Source organism: Bacillus sp. AG4(2022), assembly GCF_031844465.1.
Classification (GTDB): Bacteria; Bacillota; Bacilli; order Bacillales; family Cytobacillaceae; genus Bacillus_AB; species Bacillus_AB infantis.
The window spans coordinates 361,073-379,421 of sequence record NZ_JAUZVH010000006.1; the positions used below are offsets into that span (position 1 = coordinate 361,073).

The 18,349-nt window shown below is 46.6% G+C and carries 20 protein-coding genes; 12 read left to right on the plus strand and 8 right to left on the minus strand.

Features of this window, described 5'->3' with window-relative positions; genetic code table 11:
- Positions 1–28: 28 nt before the first annotated feature.
- Positions 29–265, plus strand: coding sequence for a hypothetical protein (locus Q9R36_RS18070; RefSeq protein ID WP_248138536.1), 237 nt, complete (start codon positions 29–31; stop codon positions 263–265).
- Between the two features lie 27 nt (positions 266–292).
- On the opposite strand, the gene Q9R36_RS18075 is transcribed toward Q9R36_RS18070, so the two are convergent.
- Positions 293–865: a hypothetical protein gene (locus Q9R36_RS18075; protein ID WP_311225650.1), complete on the minus strand. Its 573-nt coding sequence runs from the start codon at positions 863–865 to the stop codon at positions 293–295.
- Positions 866–1,026: 161 nt separating this feature from the next.
- Between Q9R36_RS18075 and Q9R36_RS18080 the strand changes: the two genes are divergently transcribed.
- Positions 1,027–1,584: a YufK family protein gene (locus Q9R36_RS18080; RefSeq protein ID WP_009795418.1), complete on the plus strand. Its 558-nt coding sequence runs from the start codon at positions 1,027–1,029 to the stop codon at positions 1,582–1,584.
- Between the two features lie 45 nt (positions 1,585–1,629).
- On the opposite strand, the gene Q9R36_RS18085 is transcribed toward Q9R36_RS18080, so the two are convergent.
- On the minus strand, positions 1,630–3,453 hold the full coding sequence (locus tag Q9R36_RS18085; protein WP_129613964.1) for a transglycosylase domain-containing protein: 1,824 nt from the start codon (positions 3,451–3,453) through the stop codon (positions 1,630–1,632).
- A gap of 207 nt (positions 3,454–3,660) precedes the next feature.
- On the opposite strand from Q9R36_RS18085, the gene kapD reads away from it, so the two are divergent.
- The gene (kapD, locus tag Q9R36_RS18090) at positions 3,661–4,281 is read left to right on the plus strand and encodes a 3'-5' exonuclease KapD (RefSeq protein WP_009795416.1); all 621 of its coding nucleotides are present in this window, start codon (positions 3,661–3,663) and stop codon (positions 4,279–4,281) included.
- Between the two features lie 37 nt (positions 4,282–4,318).
- Here the strand turns inward: kapD and kapB are convergent, their stop codons facing one another.
- Entirely contained in the window at positions 4,319–4,699 is a 381-nt protein-coding gene (gene kapB / locus Q9R36_RS18095; protein WP_022544326.1) for a kinase-associated lipoprotein KapB, read from the minus strand.
- Between the two features lie 181 nt (positions 4,700–4,880).
- Between kapB and Q9R36_RS18100 the strand changes: the two genes are divergently transcribed.
- Positions 4,881–5,636, plus strand: coding sequence for a peptidylprolyl isomerase (locus Q9R36_RS18100; RefSeq protein WP_129613966.1), 756 nt, complete (start codon positions 4,881–4,883; stop codon positions 5,634–5,636).
- A gap of 71 nt (positions 5,637–5,707) precedes the next feature.
- Positions 5,708–5,920, plus strand: coding sequence for a hypothetical protein (locus Q9R36_RS18105; protein ID WP_009795413.1), 213 nt, complete (start codon positions 5,708–5,710; stop codon positions 5,918–5,920).
- Between the two features lie 35 nt (positions 5,921–5,955).
- Here the strand turns inward: Q9R36_RS18105 and Q9R36_RS18110 are convergent, their stop codons facing one another.
- Positions 5,956–7,125 carry a MalY/PatB family protein gene (locus tag Q9R36_RS18110; protein WP_306010578.1) on the minus strand — a complete coding sequence of 390 codons (1,170 nt, stop codon included), beginning with the start codon at positions 7,123–7,125 and terminating at the stop codon, positions 5,956–5,958.
- A gap of 87 nt (positions 7,126–7,212) precedes the next feature.
- On the opposite strand from Q9R36_RS18110, the gene Q9R36_RS18115 reads away from it, so the two are divergent.
- Complete coding sequence (locus tag Q9R36_RS18115; RefSeq protein ID WP_009795411.1) at positions 7,213–7,473, plus strand: YugE family protein; 261 nt, start codon at positions 7,213–7,215, stop codon at positions 7,471–7,473.
- A gap of 555 nt (positions 7,474–8,028) precedes the next feature.
- On the opposite strand, the gene Q9R36_RS18120 is transcribed toward Q9R36_RS18115, so the two are convergent.
- Positions 8,029–8,859, minus strand: a complete 831-nt coding sequence (locus tag Q9R36_RS18120) for an alpha/beta fold hydrolase (protein ID WP_148950994.1) — start codon at positions 8,857–8,859, stop codon at positions 8,029–8,031.
- A 339-nt stretch (positions 8,860–9,198) separates the two neighbouring features.
- Between Q9R36_RS18120 and Q9R36_RS18125 the strand changes: the two genes are divergently transcribed.
- Both Q9R36_RS18125 and Q9R36_RS18130 read left to right on the plus strand, forming a co-directional pair.
- Positions 9,199–9,699: an Lrp/AsnC family transcriptional regulator gene (locus Q9R36_RS18125; protein WP_022544325.1), complete on the plus strand. Its 501-nt coding sequence runs from the start codon at positions 9,199–9,201 to the stop codon at positions 9,697–9,699.
- Positions 9,696–10,865 carry an aminotransferase gene (locus Q9R36_RS18130; RefSeq protein WP_094769478.1) on the plus strand — a complete coding sequence of 390 codons (1,170 nt, stop codon included), beginning with the start codon at positions 9,696–9,698 and terminating at the stop codon, positions 10,863–10,865. The genes Q9R36_RS18125 and Q9R36_RS18130 overlap by 4 nt, the downstream gene beginning before the upstream one ends.
- 137 nt (positions 10,866–11,002) lie before the next feature.
- Here Q9R36_RS18130 and Q9R36_RS18135 read toward each other — a convergent pair whose 3' ends face one another.
- A complete protein-coding gene (locus Q9R36_RS18135) occupies positions 11,003–11,353 on the minus strand; it encodes a helix-turn-helix domain-containing protein (RefSeq protein ID WP_311225651.1) in 351 nt (116 codons plus the stop codon).
- A 330-nt stretch (positions 11,354–11,683) separates the two neighbouring features.
- Between Q9R36_RS18135 and yugI the strand changes: the two genes are divergently transcribed.
- Positions 11,684–12,076 (plus strand): S1 domain-containing post-transcriptional regulator GSP13, encoded by a 393-nt coding sequence (gene yugI, locus Q9R36_RS18140; protein WP_009795405.1) that lies wholly within the window; start codon positions 11,684–11,686, stop codon positions 12,074–12,076.
- A 52-nt stretch (positions 12,077–12,128) separates the two neighbouring features.
- Here the strand turns inward: yugI and Q9R36_RS18145 are convergent, their stop codons facing one another.
- A complete protein-coding gene (locus Q9R36_RS18145) occupies positions 12,129–13,532 on the minus strand; it encodes a sigma-54 interaction domain-containing protein (RefSeq protein WP_170939581.1) in 1,404 nt (467 codons plus the stop codon).
- A gap of 295 nt (positions 13,533–13,827) precedes the next feature.
- Here Q9R36_RS18145 and Q9R36_RS18150 point away from each other — a divergent pair, with 295 nt between their 5' ends.
- Entirely contained in the window at positions 13,828–15,018 is a 1,191-nt protein-coding gene (locus Q9R36_RS18150; RefSeq protein WP_009795403.1) for an ornithine--oxo-acid transaminase, read from the plus strand.
- A 74-nt stretch (positions 15,019–15,092) separates the two neighbouring features.
- Here Q9R36_RS18150 and Q9R36_RS18155 read toward each other — a convergent pair whose 3' ends face one another.
- Complete coding sequence (locus Q9R36_RS18155; protein WP_009795402.1) at positions 15,093–15,323, minus strand: DUF378 domain-containing protein; 231 nt, start codon at positions 15,321–15,323, stop codon at positions 15,093–15,095.
- 175 nt (positions 15,324–15,498) lie between these two features.
- Between Q9R36_RS18155 and Q9R36_RS18160 the strand changes: the two genes are divergently transcribed.
- Both Q9R36_RS18160 and Q9R36_RS18165 read left to right on the plus strand, forming a co-directional pair.
- On the plus strand, positions 15,499–16,662 hold the full coding sequence (locus Q9R36_RS18160) for an iron-containing alcohol dehydrogenase (RefSeq protein ID WP_224949772.1): 1,164 nt from the start codon (positions 15,499–15,501) through the stop codon (positions 16,660–16,662).
- A gap of 191 nt (positions 16,663–16,853) precedes the next feature.
- Complete coding sequence (locus Q9R36_RS18165) at positions 16,854–18,203, plus strand: glucose-6-phosphate isomerase (RefSeq protein WP_009795399.1); 1,350 nt, start codon at positions 16,854–16,856, stop codon at positions 18,201–18,203.
- Positions 18,204–18,349 lie beyond the last annotated feature (146 nt).

Below are 18,349 nucleotides of genomic sequence, written 5' to 3' on the forward strand. Positions count from 1 at the left end.
GCATGCAAACTACGGGTAGGTGGTGGTTATGATGCATAAAAAAATACTCGCATCCATAATCCTCTTTGGGTTTTTGTTTGCCGGTGCATGGGTGCTGGAAGCAAAGGATAAAAGAGAATTTTTTTACTCTGATACAGAAGAAGAAATGGTAGAGGTTATGCCGGCTGAATCTGGCCAGGGCCCTGTTAAGAGAAAGATAAAAGCATTTGAATCAAGGGAATATGTAAGGGTGGAAGCAGGAGTGGATGTTCTGCCCCATAAATAAAGAGAGGATGAAATAGTTCATCCTCTCTTAAGCCTGGCCGGCTGTCCCGGAGACTGGCCTGCTTTTATTATGAAAAATCATGATCAGGACCGGTACTATGATAATGGCGGATAGCAGAAGCAGAAGCAGTGCAAGCGAGGCAGGTGTCAGCACTTTTGTGAAATCATGCATATATTCTTTGAAAAACTGTTCCACCCCGGAATTCCCCATCACATGTACAGAAGACAGGAATTCCTTCTTTTCAAGATCATAATAATACATTTCTCTTTTCTTAAAAAAGAAAATGGAATCGCGCTTTAATTCGAATTCAGTAAAAGCGACAGCGATCTTTGTGGAATATTCCTCAATCTTTTCCTCATTTTCCGGTGTGGCAGTTTCATCTGTCTGGATGATCTTTACCACGTCTCCATTCATTGTGATAAAGTCCTTGATTTCTGCTGAATCTTCATGATAATAGTGGACTGTACTTTGCATGTGATCTTCCAATGCCCCTTTGAATTCCTGCATCTCTTTTGGTGTGGACGCTGCCGGCCAATTCCAGGCAAACAGGAGGCAGGCTGTCAGCAAAGACGCGGGCAGGCAGATTCTCATTCTTTTCATTTTAAATCCCCCTTAATGTTAGCGCTTTCATTTTTTATTATCTTATTAAATGACTGTAGCTTTTAGAGCAGCTTTTTTGCCGGTTCCTTTTGTGCGGCCTGTACATCCGGCCAGACCAGCCGATAATGTTATTAGGGAATCTGTGACTAAGGGGGCTTCATATGAAAAATAAGTATTTGACCAGCTATTTCCCTTTAATGGCGATTTTGTTATTCAGTTTGTCTTTTTCGGCCATAGCGGAGAAGGAACTGCTGGGCTGGCTTTCGGGAATTGGTGTATATGAAGGCATGAAAGAGTTCTTTCCGGAGGCTGGCATAAAGCTTGCATTGCTCATCATCTGTATGGCCTGCTGCTTTATGATTTTTGCTGCCTTGAAGCTGATTGCAGACACCATCAACGGCCTTTCCCTGCTTTTCTTTTCGAAAGATGAAAGCGGAGAAGCAATCGCGAAAAGCCGGAGCGGATCAGTTATATATCTGGCCGGCGGTGCGCTGTCGCTTTTTAGCTTTTTCAGCTTTTACACTATGGCGGGAATTTTTCTTGCAGCGACTGTCATTTATTTCATTTACTTTGTCTATATTTCAGGCAGTTCCATCTCTCTGGCTGGACTGATCGGGATCATCTTCTTCCAGGTCATATCCTGGGCTTCTCTGCTTTCCATCCTTTTGTTTATAACATTGAAGCTATATAACAGCGTGATGGCTAGCCTTCCTGTATAGAGTACACAGCAAAAGCAGCAGAGTGCTTAATGCATCTCTGCTGCTTTATTTTAAGATAGCCTTCCAGATTAATAAGTGCGGAGCGAGCTTTTCGTATGATTCCATGCTTTCCGGCTGATCTTTGCCTACCCAAACTGCTGCCGTATATTCATCAGTGAGCCCCGCAAACCAATAATCTTTATAATCATTGGTGGTTCCTGTCTTGCCTCCTGTATAACCTCCTGGAAAATAGGCTTTCCTGCCGGTCCCAGATGAGATTGTTTCCTGCAGCAGCAGTCTCATCTTATCTATAGTTTCTTTGCTCCAGATTCTCACTGGCTGCTCTTCCCATGCATACAGCAGTTTGCCGTTTTTATCTGTGATCTTTTGGATGGCTCTTGGCGGCTGATAAAAGCCCTCATTGGCAAAAACGGTATACGCCCCTGCGAGTTCAAGGGGGGACACCCCCCTGCTGAATCCGCCGATTGCAGCAGCAAGGGACTGGTCTGCTTCCCCTACTTCACTGAATCCGAATTGATCCAGATCCTTGAAGCCTTCATCTATTCCTATCATGCTCAGCAGCCTGACCGCAGGAGTATTATAGGAGTGGATAAAGGCTTGTTCCAGGCTCACCTTTCCATAATTTTTACCGCTGTAATTATGGGGGCAATAGCCGCTGATGCAGAGTGGGCCGGCATCCACCTTGGAATTTACTGCTGTGTGTGTCCTTTCCAGATAAGGGGCATACACAAGCAGAGGCTTGATGGCAGAGCCTGGCTGCCTGAAGGCCTGGTACCCTCTGTTGAAGTCATATTTCCTGTAATCCCGCCCGCCTGTAAGGGCAGCCAGCCCTCGGGTGCTGCTTTTGACGACTGCGGCAGCTGCTTCTGCCTCCTGATCAGGCAGATGGGCAGCAGCTGCATCCACAGCTTTTTGCTGCAGGGAAGGATCCAGTGAAGTGTGAATGATCACCCCGGATTGGAGGACCTGCTCCACTTTGCTATCCAGCTCTTCCTCTGAATCAGAGGGGATGCCTTCACTGATCCTGATCAATTCTTTTAGTTCAGCCTCGGCATAGGTTGTGTAATCCGGAAAAAGATCGACCCGGTCTGAAAGTGTGAAGGCAATCCTTTCGCCTTTAAGAGCCTTTGCCTCTTCGGGGGATATCTCTTCTTTCTCAGCAAGAACATCAATCAGCAGCTCCTGCCTTTTCTTCGTCCTGTCAAAGTGTTTGGACGGGTTATACAAGGCAGGATTGTTCGGGATGGCAGCCAAAAAAGCCAGCTGGGCATTGGTAAGATTCACGGCGGACGTTTGAAAATAAACCTGTGAAGCTGCCTCGATTCCGTATGCCCCATTTTGGAAATAGATGCTGTTTAAATAATAGGATAATATTTCTTCTTTGGAATACGTCCTCTCCATTTGGTAGGCATACAGCAGCTCTGTCAGCTTGCGGTTATATGTCTGCTCATGGGTCAGGTACAGGTTCCTGGCCAGCTGCTGTGTAATCGTGCTCCCGCCTTCCTCAATTGTGCCGTTATCTGCATTTGCAGCCAAGGCTCTGCCAATCGCAGCCAGATCGAATCCTTTATGCTCATAAAACCGCTCATCTTCCGAAGCAATCATCAGCTTCTTCAAAAATTCGGGAATATCTTCAGCAGCAAGCGGAATGCGGTTATAGGGAGTAAAGATTTCAGAAATCACACGGCCATCCTGATCGGTCATCAGGCTGGTCTGTGGAAATGATGCTGCATTAGTCACTTCAATCCTGCTGTCCAAAAAGCGGGGAAGGCTTTCCAGGCGGCTGGCCTCATCGGCCGCTTTATACACAGACAGCACAAAGAAAGGCAGGATGAAGGCGATTGTCAGATATCCCGTCAGTGTTTTCATGCCGGCTTCTCCGTTTCTTATGTAAGATATGCTATTCATGCCAGTTTCATAAATGGTGATATAGGTATTATCGGCATCATTCATTTTTTTGTGAGAATGATAAAATATAAAAGCAAGAAAGTTATTTGCGGAATAGTTAAAATACTTTTCTTTAATGATATAATAAATGGTAAATGATGTAATATAAATCAGGGAGGAGGGATGGTGATGAAAGACGGCAATCACTGCTTATTTATTGATTTTGAATTCACCATGCCAGAAAGAAACGAAAAGTTCAAAGGATTTTCTCCGGAGATCATCGAGGCAGGCGCCGTTTCTGTACTAAATGGGGCCATACTGGAGCAGTTCTCCTCTTTTGTGGCTCCCATCCATTTTCCGGAACTGTCTGAAAGATGCAAGTCTTTTTTACATATCAGCCAGGAGCAGGTGGATAAGGGGATTTCATTTGCGGACCTGATCTGCAGACTTGAGCAGATGGGCGGCAATAATGCTGATGAAATTGTAACCTGGGGCAATATGGATATGAAGGTGCTCCGCCAGAACTGCAGCCAGGCCGGGACCGCTTTTCCGTTTAAGGGGAAGGAAGTTGATTTGTCGATGGAGTATAAACGTTTTTTTGGCGATCAAAACCAAACCGGCCTATGGAAAGCGGTGAAGGAATATGGAAAGGAAGGAACAGGCAGGCACCACCGGGCACTGGATGATGCCCTGACAACCTATAAAATCTATCAGCTTGTAGAAAAAGATAAAAAATATCTCCAAAACCACGAGCCCACGACCATTGGTGACAGGATTGACCTTTCCAAGCTTTTAAACCGCTTTGCATAAAAGCCAAACCCGCAGTTGGATTTGGCTTTTGCTGATTTTATTTGAAATAATCGGCTTCCAGCCGCTCCGCATTCTCGAGGGAGAGCTTCGCCCAATCAGAATCTTCCTCTAAGAGCCCGCTTTTCATTTTATCCAATGCAAGCTTAAGAGAAGCTTCATAGTCCGGGATGATTCCTTCATATGTCCTGACCATCTGCTTCGGAACATTTGTCTGCTCTCTGTATGCAAGCGCCCTCCGCTCATGAAACATCATGACATCTGTCTGCTTAGGATTATGAAGATCCCCCTGCATCGGATGCTTTTCGACAGCAAGCACCCTGACAAGATAATGCTGAGGCCGTATATCCGTAATTTCCCCAATATATTTCCCTGTTTTATATATAGCTGTCACCTGAGCTCCCACCTGGAATTCACTCAAAGCTGTCCCCTCCTTTATAGCTTTTGTTCCCATTATGCCCGAATTTTTTTGAAAAACAAAGTGCAAAGCAAGAGGAAATCCAGTAATCTATAAGAAAAGCGGAAGGGGCCAGCTCCTGCAGATGGACAGAGGAAAAGCGGGGGCCCCATGCCTATCAGCAATAATAGAGGAGGACTGAATCATGAAAAAGAATTTCATATACCTTTTCCTTGCAGCAGTGATGATGCTTTTGGCTGCGTGCGGAACAAGCACTGATCAAAACAGCGGTGCCGGCAAGGAAGGTGGAGGGGCATCAGAAGGAACCCAAGGTGAACAGACCGAACAGGCCGCAGAGGAGAAGAGTGCTGAGGGAGGCTATCCGCAGCTTACAGCGGAAGTTGGGGAAAATGAACGCCTCGTGGAAATGGAGACATCAATGGGGACTATTAAGATCAAGCTTTTCCCTGATCATGCTCCAAAGGCTGTAGAGAATTTCATCACCCATAGTGAAGAGGGCTATTATGACGGACTTATCTTCCACAGGGTCATCAATGACTTTATGATCCAGGGAGGAGATCCGGACGGGACAGGCATGGGCGGAGAAAGCATCTACGGGCAGCCATTTGAGGATGAGTTCTCAGATAAGCTGTATAACCTCCGCGGTGCTTTGTCCATGGCGAACAGCGGCGCAAACACGAACGGAAGCCAATTTTTCATCGTCCAAAAGAGTACATCAGAAGCGGGCATGAAGGAACAGATGGAAAAAGCAGGATATCCAGAAGAAATCGTTGCAGCTTACGATAAGGGAGGGACCCCTTGGCTGGATTCCCGCCACACTGTCTTTGGCCAGGTGATCGAGGGAATGGAAATCGTCGATGAAATTGCAGCTGCCGAAACAGATGAATCTGACAGGCCGGTTGAAGACATAAAAATCAAGGAGATAAAGGTCATTAAGTAGCCGCTTGGACAGGACAGGCCCAGCTGATATAATAAGGCTGACCACTGCTTTTGGCAGAAAGGAAGAAAACAATGATCCAGGCTTATATTTTGTCTTTGTTCCTATATTTCCCGGAAGATAAATCGGAGTATATTCCGGCATCCATAACGTTTACAATATTCCTGATTGGAGCCATCATCGCCATGCGCCTGATCATCAGGGCTTCAAAACGCGAGGAAAAAAAGGCTAAAGAGCTGGAAAATCAAATCATGAAGCAGGATAGCCTGCAAAAAAAGAACAGCTGACCTGAGCTGTTCTTTTTTGTGCCATTTAATTTATATCAGGAAAAAGCTAGTTTCAGCCGCTTCAGTCCTTCCTCGAGAGTTTCACGCGGGCAGGCAATATTCATCCGGACAAATCCTTCGCCGCCTGGTCCGTATTTCGTGCCAGGCTCAAGCGCAATCCTGCCTTTTTCAATGAGAAGGGCATTAAGCTCTTTATCCGGCAGTGAGAGATTCCGGCAGTCAAGCCACATCAGGTATGTCGCTTCAAGATCCATAACCTTGACTGAAGGAAGCTCCCTTTCTATGAAGCTCCGGGCGATTTCGTAATTTTCCTGCAGATATGATAAGAGCTGATCCAGCCAGTCACGTCCATGCCAATAAGCAGCCTCCAGGGCGGTGATGCCAAAAATGTTCAAAGTGAAAAAGCCCTGCTGTGCCTGGACAGCCTTGAATTTCTCGCGAAGCTGCTCATTGGGTATGATGACGGCTGACGATTGCAGCCCGGCAATATTGAAAGTCTTGCTCGGTGCAATGAGTGTAATGGAAATATCCCGGAATTCTGTGGAAAGAGATGCAATCGGAATATGAATGTGCGGCGAAAACACCAGATCTGAATGGATTTCATCTGAGAGAATCAGGCACCCGTATTTTGCGCATAATTCCCCGATTTTCAATAGCTCATCTTTTGTCCAAACCCGGCCGCCGGGGTTATGGGGATTGCAGAGCAAGAAAAGCTTAATGCCCTTTTTCAGCTCTTCCTCGAATCGTTGGAAGTCGATTTCATAGCGCTGTTCCACTAGTTCAAGCGGAGAGTTGACGACCATGCGCCCGTTTTTTTCAATCATCTCAAAGAAAGGCGTGTAAACAGGAGACTGGAGCATGATTTTATCTCCCGGACTTGTGACTGCCTGGATGGCAATGCTGATGGATGGGACCACTCCTGGGCTGTATAACACCCATGACCTGCCTATTTCCCAGCCGGATTGACTCTTCTGCCACTGCTGGACGGCTTCAGATGCAGAAGGGGGGACAAATGTGTAGCCGAAGACCTCGTGGCTGGCCCGTTTGCTTATTGCATTCTGTACTTCTTCAGGAGGTTCGAAGTCCATATCTGCCACCCACATAGGAAGCACATCCGAAGAACCAAATACATCTTTAGTCAGCTCCCACTTCACAGAAGCTGTTTCATATCTGTTGATTGCTTTATGAAAGTCATATTTTCTCATGATAACCTCCTGGATTGCAGTTCTCTGTCCTGATACTCTTATGATAAGATATGGTCAGGCAAAATTAAATCAAAAAGGTGGTTTTAAATGGAAGTCCAGGTTATGCACATGATGATGTACCAGGCTCTGGATCAATGGGATCCTTTCCGCTGCGGAGAAGGGAATTATGATACTGAGATAGCAGACGCAATCCACGCCGTCCATGATTTGGACAGCCCCGATAAACTCGCACGTAAAATCCAGGGCATATACGAATTTTCCTTCGAAAGCATCATCCCTTTGGAGCAGTGCAAAAAGATGGCTGAAACACTCCTTGTTATTAAAAACAGCGGGAGCTGCACTATATAAACCATATAAGTTGAAGAATGGCCGGCACCTGAAGGGTGTCCGGCCTGTTTTTATGGCTCTGTTAAAATTGAGCGGACCTTCCCGGACCTGAATGAATGGCAGGATGAAAAATAAGCGGAGAAATTCCCCCTATTTTCGAAAAAACGCTAAAAACAGCTCAAATAGACGGAGAAATTCCGGCTATCAACCCAAAAAACAGAAAAGTGGGCAACTTCGCTCTGCTTAAGCGGAAAATTTCCGCTTATTTATCCTTACTCCTGCCATATTCAACAGCTTAACCGGAGAATCTCCGCTTATTTTAAGGCTTGCTGGTCACTACAGTATGGATAAGACTTCCTGTTTTATATATCTTTTAATCAAATTATAAAAGGGTGTATTTTTACTCCGATTACTGTCCAGCAGCTGTGACTGCCCCACAAGGTCACAAGCCAAACAAGGCAAAGAACGCGTTTACGGAAGGTTTGTCTTGAAGCCCAGGGGAAGCTGGTCATGCAGACGCTGCGACAACACGTGGCGTTCATTGGCCTGGGTTCCTTAAAGGTGACAAAGGCTTTATTATGATTTGGCGCAAATAAATGCCTTCATATGGCTGTATACTTCTTCCGGCCGTTCTTCCGGTACAAGATGGCCGGTGTCTTTGAGGACGATGAGCCTTGAGTTTGGCAGGTCGCTGTCCAGCCTTTTTCCGATGGTGAGCGGAACAACCCTGTCATGCTCGCCCCATATAAGGAGGCAGGGAGTGTCGATCTCTTTCAATGCCTTTTGATCCAAGTCGCCTTCTCTGTGCCTGATCATCCGGGTCAAAGCCTTGAAGATATCATCCTCCATAAAAGGAGCCAAATAGCCGTACATCATTTCATCAGTGATCATGCTATGGTCATGGACAACCTGCCTTAAATTCTGGCGCACGCCAGAGCGCTGCAGATACAGCTTTACATACAAATGGAAGTAGGGGAGGTAGCTCGACAGGATCAGCGGCATCTTTGATTTAGGCAAATAGCTTGAGCTGCAGAGAAGGATGGCTTTTTTTATGAGATCGGGATATTGGCGGGCCACATTGAGCGATATCTGCCCTCCCATTGAATGGCCTGCAATTGTGACTTGTCCGAGACCCAGTTTTTCAAGAAATTGCATGACTGTCTGGGCGGTATTTTTGTAGGAATAATTATACTGATCCGATTTTCCGCTTTTTCCGAACGGGGGCAGATCAATGGAGATTACATGAAAATCTTCCTGCAGAAAAGGAATCAGCCTCCTGAAGCTGAAGGAGGAGGAAAGAAAGCCGTGCAGGAGGACGATGGTCTCCTTTGAGGGGGCCTGTCCGTATTGTTCATAATAAATTGTATTCCCGTTCACTACAATTTCATCTGTCTTAAAGGCTTGCATATTACCCTCACTCCTATGAAAGATGGTATTGCCTGGAAGGCTTTATTCAAAGATAAGAAAGTAAATATATTTTCAGCTTCATCTGTCCAGCTGCTGCATCTGCACCCTCGAGGCCAGAAGAAGCTGGTCATGCAGACGCTGGCACAGGACAGGGCGTTCATAGTCTGCGTTCCTTTTGAAGCAAGGCGCTCGCGCTTTTCTGTTATATCATTCCCCTTTCATTGCCCTTCACACATCACTGGAAAAATTATTTTAGAAAAATAATAGAAAAGTGAGATTTATTATTCCGCTGATTTTGCTATAATGTAAATATTTTAAACGGGAATGGGAGGAAGGTCCATGAGACTGAGTGAGAAAGAGCTTGAAATTGTTGAAATACTGGAAAAAGACGCACGCACCCCGCTTGAGGATGTGGCGAAAATGGCCGCGATCTCTGTTGATGAGGCGGCAGCGCTGCTGGAAAAACTGGAGCAGTCCCGGGTGATTGTCCGATATACCTCTGCAGTGGACTGGGCCAGGATTGACGGCCATGAGGGCGTAACCGCTATGATTGATGTAAAGGTGACCCCCAAAAGGGGAGTCGGCTTTAACGAGGTCGCACAGCGGATATACCGGTATAAGGAGGTAAGCTCAGTTTACCTGATGTCCGGGGCCTACGACCTGTCTGTCATTGTGGAAGGGCGTTCCATGAATGAGGTTGCCCGGTTTGTATCAGAGAAGCTTTCGACCCTGGATTCAGTGCTGTCAACCACCACTCATTTTATTCTGAAAAAGTATAAGCATGATGGAACAATTTTTGACCAGGCAGACGAAGATAAAAGAATTGTGGTATCGCCGTGATGAAAACGAAAACTTATATATCCGCTAAGGTCGACCAGCTTAAGCCTTCAGGCATCAGGCGTTTCTTCGATCTGGCGGCAGGTATGGAAGGCGTCATTTCCCTTGGTGTAGGCGAGCCGGATTTCGTGACCCCCTGGTCAGTCAGGGAGGCAGCGATCCTGTCGCTGGAGCAGGGGTATACCTCCTACACTGCGAATGCCGGCCTGCTTGAACTAAGGCAGGAAATTGCCTCTTACATGGGGAAAAGCTTTGGCGTCCAATATGAACCAGAATCTGAAATCATCGTCACAGTGGGGGCAAGCCAGGCAATCGATATCGCTTTAAGAGCCATCTTGGATCAAGGGGACGAAGTAATTGTGATCGAGCCTTGCTTCGTATCTTATGCTCCGCTTGTAAGCCTGGCGGGCGGGACTCCTGTTTCTGTCCAGACAAGAAAGGAGGACGATTTCAAAATCCTCCCTTCCCAGCTGGAACAGGCGATAACGCAGCGGACAAAAGCGATTCTTCTATGCTCTCCCAATAATCCTACCGGAACGATGCTGTCGGGCAAAGAACTGGAGGCCATAGCGGCTGTTGCTGAAAAGCATGATCTGCTCGTCCTGTCAGATGAAATCTATGCAGAGCTCGTCTATGATGAGGAATATACAAGCTTTGCCAGCATCAGCGGGATGAAGGAAAGGACTTTATTGATTTCAGGATTTTCGAAAGGCTTTGCCATGACGGGCTGGAGGCTTGGGTTTATTTGTGCGCCGAAGGAGATATCCCAGGCTATGCTGAAAATTCACCAGTACAGTATGATGTGTGCTCCGACCATGGCGCAGTTTGCCGCTCTGGAAGCGCTGAGGACAGGCAGGGGCGATGTGGAAAGCATGCAAAAAAGCTACCGGCGCCGCCGCAATTATTTTGTTCAGTCCCTCGAGGATGTCGGGCTGCCGTGCCATATTCCCGGCGGTGCTTTCTATGCCTTTCCTTCCATTGAAGGAACAGGATTAACTTCTGAGCAGTTTGCGGAACAGCTTCTGCTGGAGGAAAAGGTAGCCGTCGTTCCAGGGAATGTCTTTGGGGAGAGCGGGGAAGGGCATATCCGCTGTTCTTATGCATCATCCATGGAACAGCTGCAGGAAGCCGTAAAAAGAATCGGCCGATTCCTTGAAAACAGAAAATAAAAAAAGGGATACCCATCAGGATATCCACTTCAAAAAGGGGGGGAATACTAGAAAGCTTATGTTTTAAGCTTTTCCGGATTCCCCCTTTTGTATACATAGAAACTCAGAAAATATTTTAATTAAGATCTCAATTAAGTTTATCTCGCTGCCTGGATCGCATCCATCATCCTCAAAAAACTTTCTTTTCCCATTTTCTTCGCATTTTTTAAAATCATTTTTGCATCGTGTATGCCTGTTTCTAAAAGGAGCTGCTCCAGTTCAGGATCCAGTCCTGTCTGGCAAGCTGTGAAACCATGCTCCAACAGCTCGGATGCCGGCACGTCCAGGATCGTTGAGATTTTTAAGATGGTCTGGGTGTCAGGCTGCTGGCAGCCGTTTTCGTATTTTTCGATAGTGCTTGTGCCTATTCTAAGCTTTACAGCCAATTCCTGCTGAGTCAGATTCAACCTTTCTCTATTCTGCTTAATAGCAAGACCGATTGCGGACATTTGCACCCCCCCTTTCACAGAATGATCTTACACACTTATTTTACTGCGGAATCAGATAGATGAAGTTTGAGATCCTTGTATTTTTTGTTACAGTTCGATAAATGTTATTAATAACAGCTTTAAGAAAAGGAGATGCGGCACTCAAGAGAGAGCAACCGTAATTGAGTGCTCTTAAGCCAGACTTCTGATAACTCCTGAAGTGCCAGTACCTGATGGCATATACAATGGTCATTTTCTCCAAAAGGATTGCTTTGATAAAAAGGATGATGTATGATATAATTTTTAATTGCGTATAATCGACGAAAATAAATAGGTATTAGGAGTGTTCATATGTCAGAGAAAATCGAAGTAGGCAGCGTATTAACAGGAAAGGTTACTGGAATCCAGCCTTACGGCGCATTCGTTGCTCTTGATGAAAATACACAAGGTTTGGTTCACATTTCTGAAATTACTCACGGGTATGTAAAGGATGTTAACGAGCACCTGAAGGTTGGAGATGAAGTAAACGTAAAGGTTCTTTCAGTGGATGAAGCTGCAGGAAAGATCGGTTTATCTATCCGTGCAACTGAAGAAGCACCAGCTGAAGCTGCTGATGCAAAAGCAAGAAAGCCTCGCAAACCACGCCAGGCTGCAGCGATTCAGTACAATGATTCTGATTCTTCCCAGGGTTTCAACACGCTCAAGGATAAGCTTCAAGAGTGGATTGACCAGTCACAGCGCTAATCTGTTATACGAGAGAAGGCCGGGCATTTATGCCCGGCCTTCTCTCGTATAATCAAGCATGATTTCCGGGATGGACTAGGCCGTGTTTTTTAATCCGGTATTGCAGGTTCTGCCTGCTCATGCCAAGAATTTTTGCGGTCCTGGTGATATTGCCGTCCTGTTCGCGCCACACCTTGTTTATATAAGCTTTTTCCGCAGAAGCCACATAGTCAGATAGACTGGGCTGCGGCCCGGCCGGTTCTCCCAAGTTTCTTCCTGGGGAAGAATGAGAGGTCTCGGCTTTTTGCCTGAAATGATGGGGCAGGATTTCCGATGTTATCCTGGCATCATCCTCAGCCATGTTCATGGCCCCTTCAATCACATGCTCAAGCTCGCGGATATTACCCGGCCAATCGTACCGGAGAAACTGCTCTTCTGTCTCTTCATCCAGCCCAGGGACTTCCATGCCGAACCAGTCGTTATATTTCTGGATGAAAAAGGAGGAAAGCAGCAGAATATCCTCTTTCCGCTCCCTAAGCGGGGGGATAAAGAGGGAGACTGCGCTGAGCCTGTAATACAAATCCTTCCGGAGGCGCCCTTCTGCAATGGCATCGACAGGGTCTTCATTAATGGCGGCCACAACCCTTACATCTATCTCCCGATCTTTCGTGTCCCCGATCCTTCTGACTTTTTTCTCCTGCAATACGCGCAGAAGCTTTGCCTGCAGGGGAGCGGGCATCGAATTGATTTCATCCAGAAGCAATGTCCCTCCTTCTGCCTGTTCAAAAAGTCCCGGACGATCCACCGCTCCTGTGAAGGCGCCTTTTTTTGTGCCAAAAAGGATGCTTTCAACCAGATTTTCCGGGAGGGCTGCGCAGTTTTGGGCAACAAACGGACCTGGTGAGCGCAGACTTCCGCTGTGTATACTCTGGGCGAATAATTCCTTCCCTGTTCCTGTCTCTCCGGCAATCAGGATAGGAGAGGTGGTCCTGACCGCCCTTTTTGCCGCTTCCACGACTTCAAGGATTGCTTTGCTGCTTCCTATGATGCTTTCAAATGTATAGCGGTCACTATTTTTCCTGGATAGGTTTTCTTTTACCAGCCTCTCGATCCGGCTGACATCCTTTGCGATTTCGATGGCTCCTAATGACTTGCCGGCTGCCAGGATGGGAATGGCATGATTAATGGCGGTTATCTCTTTTCCTTTGCTGTTAAAATAAGTCTGTTTGGCGGGCTGTGTCCCTTTCCCGTTCTGCAGCGCCAGCAAAAGTGTGCTGTCTTCCCGGCGGCTGAAGGGGAACACCTCAAGAAGGCTTCGTCCGATCACTGATTCCGGATCCATTCCTTCTATTTCAGCCATCTTGCGGTTATAGATGATGGTCCTGCCTTCATGGTCAATGGCATGGATTCCGGCATCCACATGTTCAAGGATCTGCTCAAGGATGATTTCTGTTAAATGGTGCTGTTCATTCTTCATATTGTTTGCAGCTCCCTTGTATTGTCTTTTTTTATTGTAAGGCTTTCCTGTCTTATGGAGCAAATAATTTTTGCGTTATTTACTTTCAATTGGATTACAGAGCAAAGGAATTTTGCTTTTGAGATAGGAAGGCCAGGATCTTTCCTTTATTGGAAGCTGGCATATAACTTGCATATACAATAAGTGATTTCAGATAGGTTTTTTCAGAAGAATCAGGCATCTTTTCTTTAAAGGGCGGGCTATTAACGTTACAATGAAAAAGACAATTTCTAAGTGTGAATGGAGGAAACATTATATGGCAAACAGCAGCCAGTTAATTCAGCAGACAGAAAAGTTTGGGGCAAATAATTATCATCCTCTTCCGATCGTCATCTCAGAAGCTGAGGGAGTCTGGGTGAAAAATCCTGAAGGTGAGCGGTATATGGATATGCTCAGCGCCTACTCGGCAGTCAATCAGGGTCACCGCCACCCTAAGATCATACAGGCTTTGAAGGATCAGGCCGACAGGGTCACCCTGACTTCCCGCGCTTTCCATAACGATCAGCTGGGTCCATGGTATGAAAAGGTCAGCAGGCTGACAGGCAAGGAAATGGTACTGCCGATGAACACCGGCGCCGAAGCGGTCGAAACAGCTGTGAAGGCGGCGCGCCGCTGGGCATATGACCGTAAAGGGGTGGCCGGGGACCAGGCAGAAATCATTGCCTGTATCGGGAACTTCCACGGCAGGACGATGACAGCCGTCTCTCTATCTTCTGAAGAAGAGTATAAGAGGGGCTTTGGTCCGATGCTGCCTGGCATCAAGCTTATTCCATATGGGGATCTGGAAGCATTGAAGAATGCTATCACTGAACGGACAGCAGCCTTCCTGATTGAACCCATCCAAGGGGAAGCCGGGATCGTCATCCCTGAAGACGGTTTCCTGAAGCAGGCTTCCGATCTGTGCCGCGCAAACAATGTTCTGTTCATCGCGGATGAAATCCAGGCTGGCCTGGCCCGTTCAGGTAAAATGTTCGCCTGTGAATGGGAGGGTGTTGAGCCGGATATGTATATTCTCGGCAAGGCGCTTGGAGGCGGTGTATTCCCGATTTCATGTGTGGCTGCCGATGAGGATGTTCTTGGCGTGTTCAATCCTGGCTCGCATGGTTCAACCTTTGGAGGCAATCCGATGGCCTGTGCAGTGTCAGTAGCCGCGCTGGATGTTCTGGTAGATGAAAATCTGGCGGAAAGATCCCGGAAGCTCGGGGATTATTTTATGTCCAAGCTTAAAGAAATCGAGAACCCGGTCATTAAAGAAGTGAGGGGCAGGGGCCTGTTTATCGGTGTAGAGCTGACGGAGCCTGCACGCAAATATTGCGAAGCCTTGAAAGAAGAGGGTCTGCTCTGCAAAGAGACACATGATACGGTCATCCGTTTTGCGCCGCCGCTGGTGATCAGTGAAGAAGATCTTGATTGGGCAATTGAAAAAATCAAAAAAGTATTGAGCTAAAAACACAAAAACTCCCCCGGCAGCCGGGGGAGTTTTTCCATTAGAATCCTTCAGTGTATCCGGCGCCAGCCGAATTATGAACGATTTGTTTCAGGAGCACGTTCTACTTCTTCGCTTGGCTTGAATAAAAGGCCGAGGTTGATAAGACCTGCGATACCTACTAGTCCATACACAATGCGGGCAAGAGCAGAGTCTTGTCCGCCGAAAATTGCTGCAACAAGATCAAATTGGAAGAAGCCGACTAAACCCCAGTTGATAGCACCAATGATCGTTAAAACCAGTGCAATGCGTTGAATGGCACTCATGTTGTTTCCTCCTTTTGTTATTCTTTCTTTACTAATGTGATACAGTCATCCAGTAATTATTCATGCTCTAATGACTTTGTTTTTAGTGTTCCCAAGCTCTATATCAAAAAACGTACTTTTTGCATTACAAGGGCAAATAACAGATAATAATAACGAAGAAAAGGAGGATGCTTTCATGCAAAACTTTACATTTTCAAATCCGACAAAATTGATCTTCGGCAAAGATACGCTGAAGGAGCTGCAAAATGAGATTCCCCAATATGGAAAGAACGTACTGCTGGTATATGGGGGAGGAAGCATTAAACGAAGCGGCCTTTATGATAAAGTATTGGCTGAGCTGAAGGATATCGGTGCAGAAGTGTCCGAGCTTTCGGGAGTTGAACCGAATCCAAGGCTTTCAACGGTCCATAAAGGAGTGGAAATCTGCAAGGAAAAAGGCATTGATTTCATCCTTGCTGTCGGCGGCGGAAGTGTGATCGACTGCACAAAGGCAATCGCGGCAGGGGCCAAATATGATGGAGATGCCTGGGATCTTGTCACTAAAAAGGCCTTCGCAAGTGAGGCGCTTCCTTTTGGGACTGTACTGACCCTTGCGGCAACCGGTTCAGAAATGAACGCTGGTTCTGTAATCACTAACTGGGAAACAAATGAAAAATATGGATGGGGAAGCCCTGTCACTTTTCCTAAGTTCTCTATTCTGGATCCGGTCAACACATTCACAGTTCCAAGAGACCAGACGATTTACGGCATTGTGGACATGATGTCACATGTGTTTGAGCATTATTTTCATCTGGAAGAAAACACATTGCTGCAGGACCGCATGTGTGAAGGACTCCTGCTAACAGTAATGGAAACAGCGCCTAAGCTCCTCGAAGATCTCGAGAATTATGAACACAGAGCAACCATCCTCTACAACGGAACAATGGCTCTCAATGGCATGCTGTCAATGGGCTACCGGGGAGACTGGGCAACCCATAATATAGAGCACGCGGTTTCAGCTGTTTATGATATCCCGCATGGCGGAGGCCTTGCCATCTTGTTCCCGAACTGGATGAAGCATAACTTGAGCGTGAAGCCTTCCAGATTCAAGCAGCTGGCAGTCCGTGTCTTCGGTGTAGATCCTGAAGGAAAGACAGATGAAGAAGCAGGACTTGAAGGCATTGAAAAGCTGAGGGAATTCTGGAACAGCATGGGTGCTCCATCACGCCTGGCAGATTATGATATAGATGAAAGCGGCGTTGAAACGATGGCTGACAAAGCTATGGCCAACGGCGAGTTCGGAAACTTCAAAAAACTGAACCGAGAAGATGTCGTGAGTATCTATAAAGCCTCTTTATAAAATTCAAACCTGGTGCCTGGCACCGGGTTTTATTTTAGCTGAAAAACATCAGTTCCTGCTCCACTTTTTCCAGTTGGTTCCTGTGTAAAAAAAAACCGAAATTGGACACGCTTACATTATGACTAGTTTCTTGATTACTGTCACACCTTTCGTTAAAGTGAAAGAGAATAAAAATAATTGGAGGATCATTCATGACACATGTTCGTTTTGATTACTCAAAAGCACTAAGCTTCTTTGGTGAACACGAGATTACATATTTAAGGGATGCCGTTAAGGTTGCCCACCATTCCCTGCATGAAAAAACCGGGGCAGGGAGCGACTATCTTGGCTGGATCGATCTGCCTGCTGACTATGATAAAGAAGAATTTGCCCGCATCCAGAAAGCGGCTGAAAAAATCAAGAGCGACTCTGATGTGCTGCTCGTCATAGGCATCGGAGGCTCCTATCTGGGTGCCCGTGCAGCCATAGAAATGCTGCAGCACAGCTTTTATAATGAACTTCCAAAGGAAAAGCGGACCACTCCGCAGGTGCTCTTCGTTGGAAATAATATCAGTTCAACTTACATGAAGGACGTTATGGACCTGCTCGATGGAAAAGACTTTTCAGTCAATGTTATTTCCAAGTCAGGAACGACGACAGAGCCGGCGATTGCCTTCCGTATTTTCCGCAGTCTGCTTGAAGAAAAGTATGGAAAAGAAGAAGCGCGCAAACGCATCTATGCTACAACAGATAAAGCGAGAGGCGCACTCAAAACATTGGCTAACGAAGAAGGCTATGAATCCTTCATCATCCCTGATGATGTCGGCGGCCGCTATTCAGTACTGACAGCAGTCGGCCTTCTGCCGATTGCGGCAAGCGGGGCGGATATCCAGGCTATGATGGAAGGTGCTGCAAAGGCCCGTGAGGAATACAGCAGCTCTGAAGTCGAAGAGAATGCTGCCTACCAGTATGCAGCTGTCCGCAATGCGCTTTACAATAAAGGAAAGACAATTGAAATGCTGATTAACTATGAGCCGGGGCTTCAGTATTTTGCGGAATGGTGGAAGCAGCTGTTTGGCGAGAGTGAAGGGAAAGACCAGAAAGGGATCTTCCCGGCATCAGCTAACTTCTCTACAGATCTGCATTCCCTTGGACAGTATGTGCAGGAAGGGCGCAGAGATATCTTTGAAACGATCATCAAGGTGGAAAAACCGCGCCACGAGCTGACAATTGAAGAAGCTGACAGCGATCTGGACGGCCTGAACTACCTTGCCGGCAAGACCGTAGACTTTGTTAACAACAAAGCCTTTGAAGGAACAATGCTTGCTCACACAGATGGCGGGGTTCCCAACCTGATCGTTACCATTCCTGAAATGGATGCCTATACATTCGGATATCTCGCTTACTTCTTTGAAAAGGCGTGCGCTATGAGCGGTTACCTTCTGGGGGTCAATCCTTTTGACCAGCCTGGAGTAGAGGCTTATAAAGTCAATATGTTCGCGCTGCTTGGAAAGCCGGGCTTCGAGGAGAAAAAAGCAGAGCTTGAAAAAAGGCTCAAATAGAGACAAAAACGAGAGTGCTGAAAATGTTCAGCACTCTTTTTTATTTTATTCACTGGCTGACTTCCTCAATAAGCCCTTCCTGCGAGAAAATATGATAGATAAAACCAGACCGGGGATACTAAAAAAAAGAAAAGAGGTGCTGGAAA

Coding starts and splice junctions, on each gene's coding strand:
- Q9R36_RS18070 (WP_248138536.1), top strand. CDS start 29: ATGATGCATAAAAAAATACTCGCATCCATAATCCTCTTTGGGTTTTTG.
- Q9R36_RS18075 (WP_311225650.1), bottom strand. CDS start 865: ATGAAAAGAATGAGAATCTGCCTGCCCGCGTCTTTGCTGACAGCCTGC.
- Q9R36_RS18080 (WP_009795418.1), top strand. CDS start 1,027: ATGAAAAATAAGTATTTGACCAGCTATTTCCCTTTAATGGCGATTTTG.
- Q9R36_RS18085 (WP_129613964.1), bottom strand. CDS start 3,453: ATGAAAACACTGACGGGATATCTGACAATCGCCTTCATCCTGCCTTTC.
- kapD (WP_009795416.1), top strand. CDS start 3,661: ATGAAAGACGGCAATCACTGCTTATTTATTGATTTTGAATTCACCATG.
- Q9R36_RS18100 (WP_129613966.1), top strand. CDS start 4,881: ATGAAAAAGAATTTCATATACCTTTTCCTTGCAGCAGTGATGATGCTT.
- Q9R36_RS18105 (WP_009795413.1), top strand. CDS start 5,708: ATGATCCAGGCTTATATTTTGTCTTTGTTCCTATATTTCCCGGAAGAT.
- Q9R36_RS18110 (WP_306010578.1), bottom strand. CDS start 7,125: ATGAGAAAATATGACTTTCATAAAGCAATCAACAGATATGAAACAGCT.
- Q9R36_RS18115 (WP_009795411.1), top strand. CDS start 7,213: ATGGAAGTCCAGGTTATGCACATGATGATGTACCAGGCTCTGGATCAA.
- Q9R36_RS18120 (WP_148950994.1), bottom strand. CDS start 8,859: ATGCAAGCCTTTAAGACAGATGAAATTGTAGTGAACGGGAATACAATT.
- Q9R36_RS18125 (WP_022544325.1), top strand. CDS start 9,199: ATGAGACTGAGTGAGAAAGAGCTTGAAATTGTTGAAATACTGGAAAAA.
- Q9R36_RS18135 (WP_311225651.1), bottom strand. CDS start 11,353: ATGTCCGCAATCGGTCTTGCTATTAAGCAGAATAGAGAAAGGTTGAAT.
- yugI (WP_009795405.1), top strand. CDS start 11,684: ATGTCAGAGAAAATCGAAGTAGGCAGCGTATTAACAGGAAAGGTTACT.
- Q9R36_RS18145 (WP_170939581.1), bottom strand. CDS start 13,532: ATGAAGAATGAACAGCACCATTTAACAGAAATCATCCTTGAGCAGATC.
- Q9R36_RS18150 (WP_009795403.1), top strand. CDS start 13,828: ATGGCAAACAGCAGCCAGTTAATTCAGCAGACAGAAAAGTTTGGGGCA.
- Q9R36_RS18155 (WP_009795402.1), bottom strand. CDS start 15,323: ATGAGTGCCATTCAACGCATTGCACTGGTTTTAACGATCATTGGTGCT.
- Q9R36_RS18160 (WP_224949772.1), top strand. CDS start 15,499: ATGCAAAACTTTACATTTTCAAATCCGACAAAATTGATCTTCGGCAAA.
- Q9R36_RS18165 (WP_009795399.1), top strand. CDS start 16,854: ATGACACATGTTCGTTTTGATTACTCAAAAGCACTAAGCTTCTTTGGT.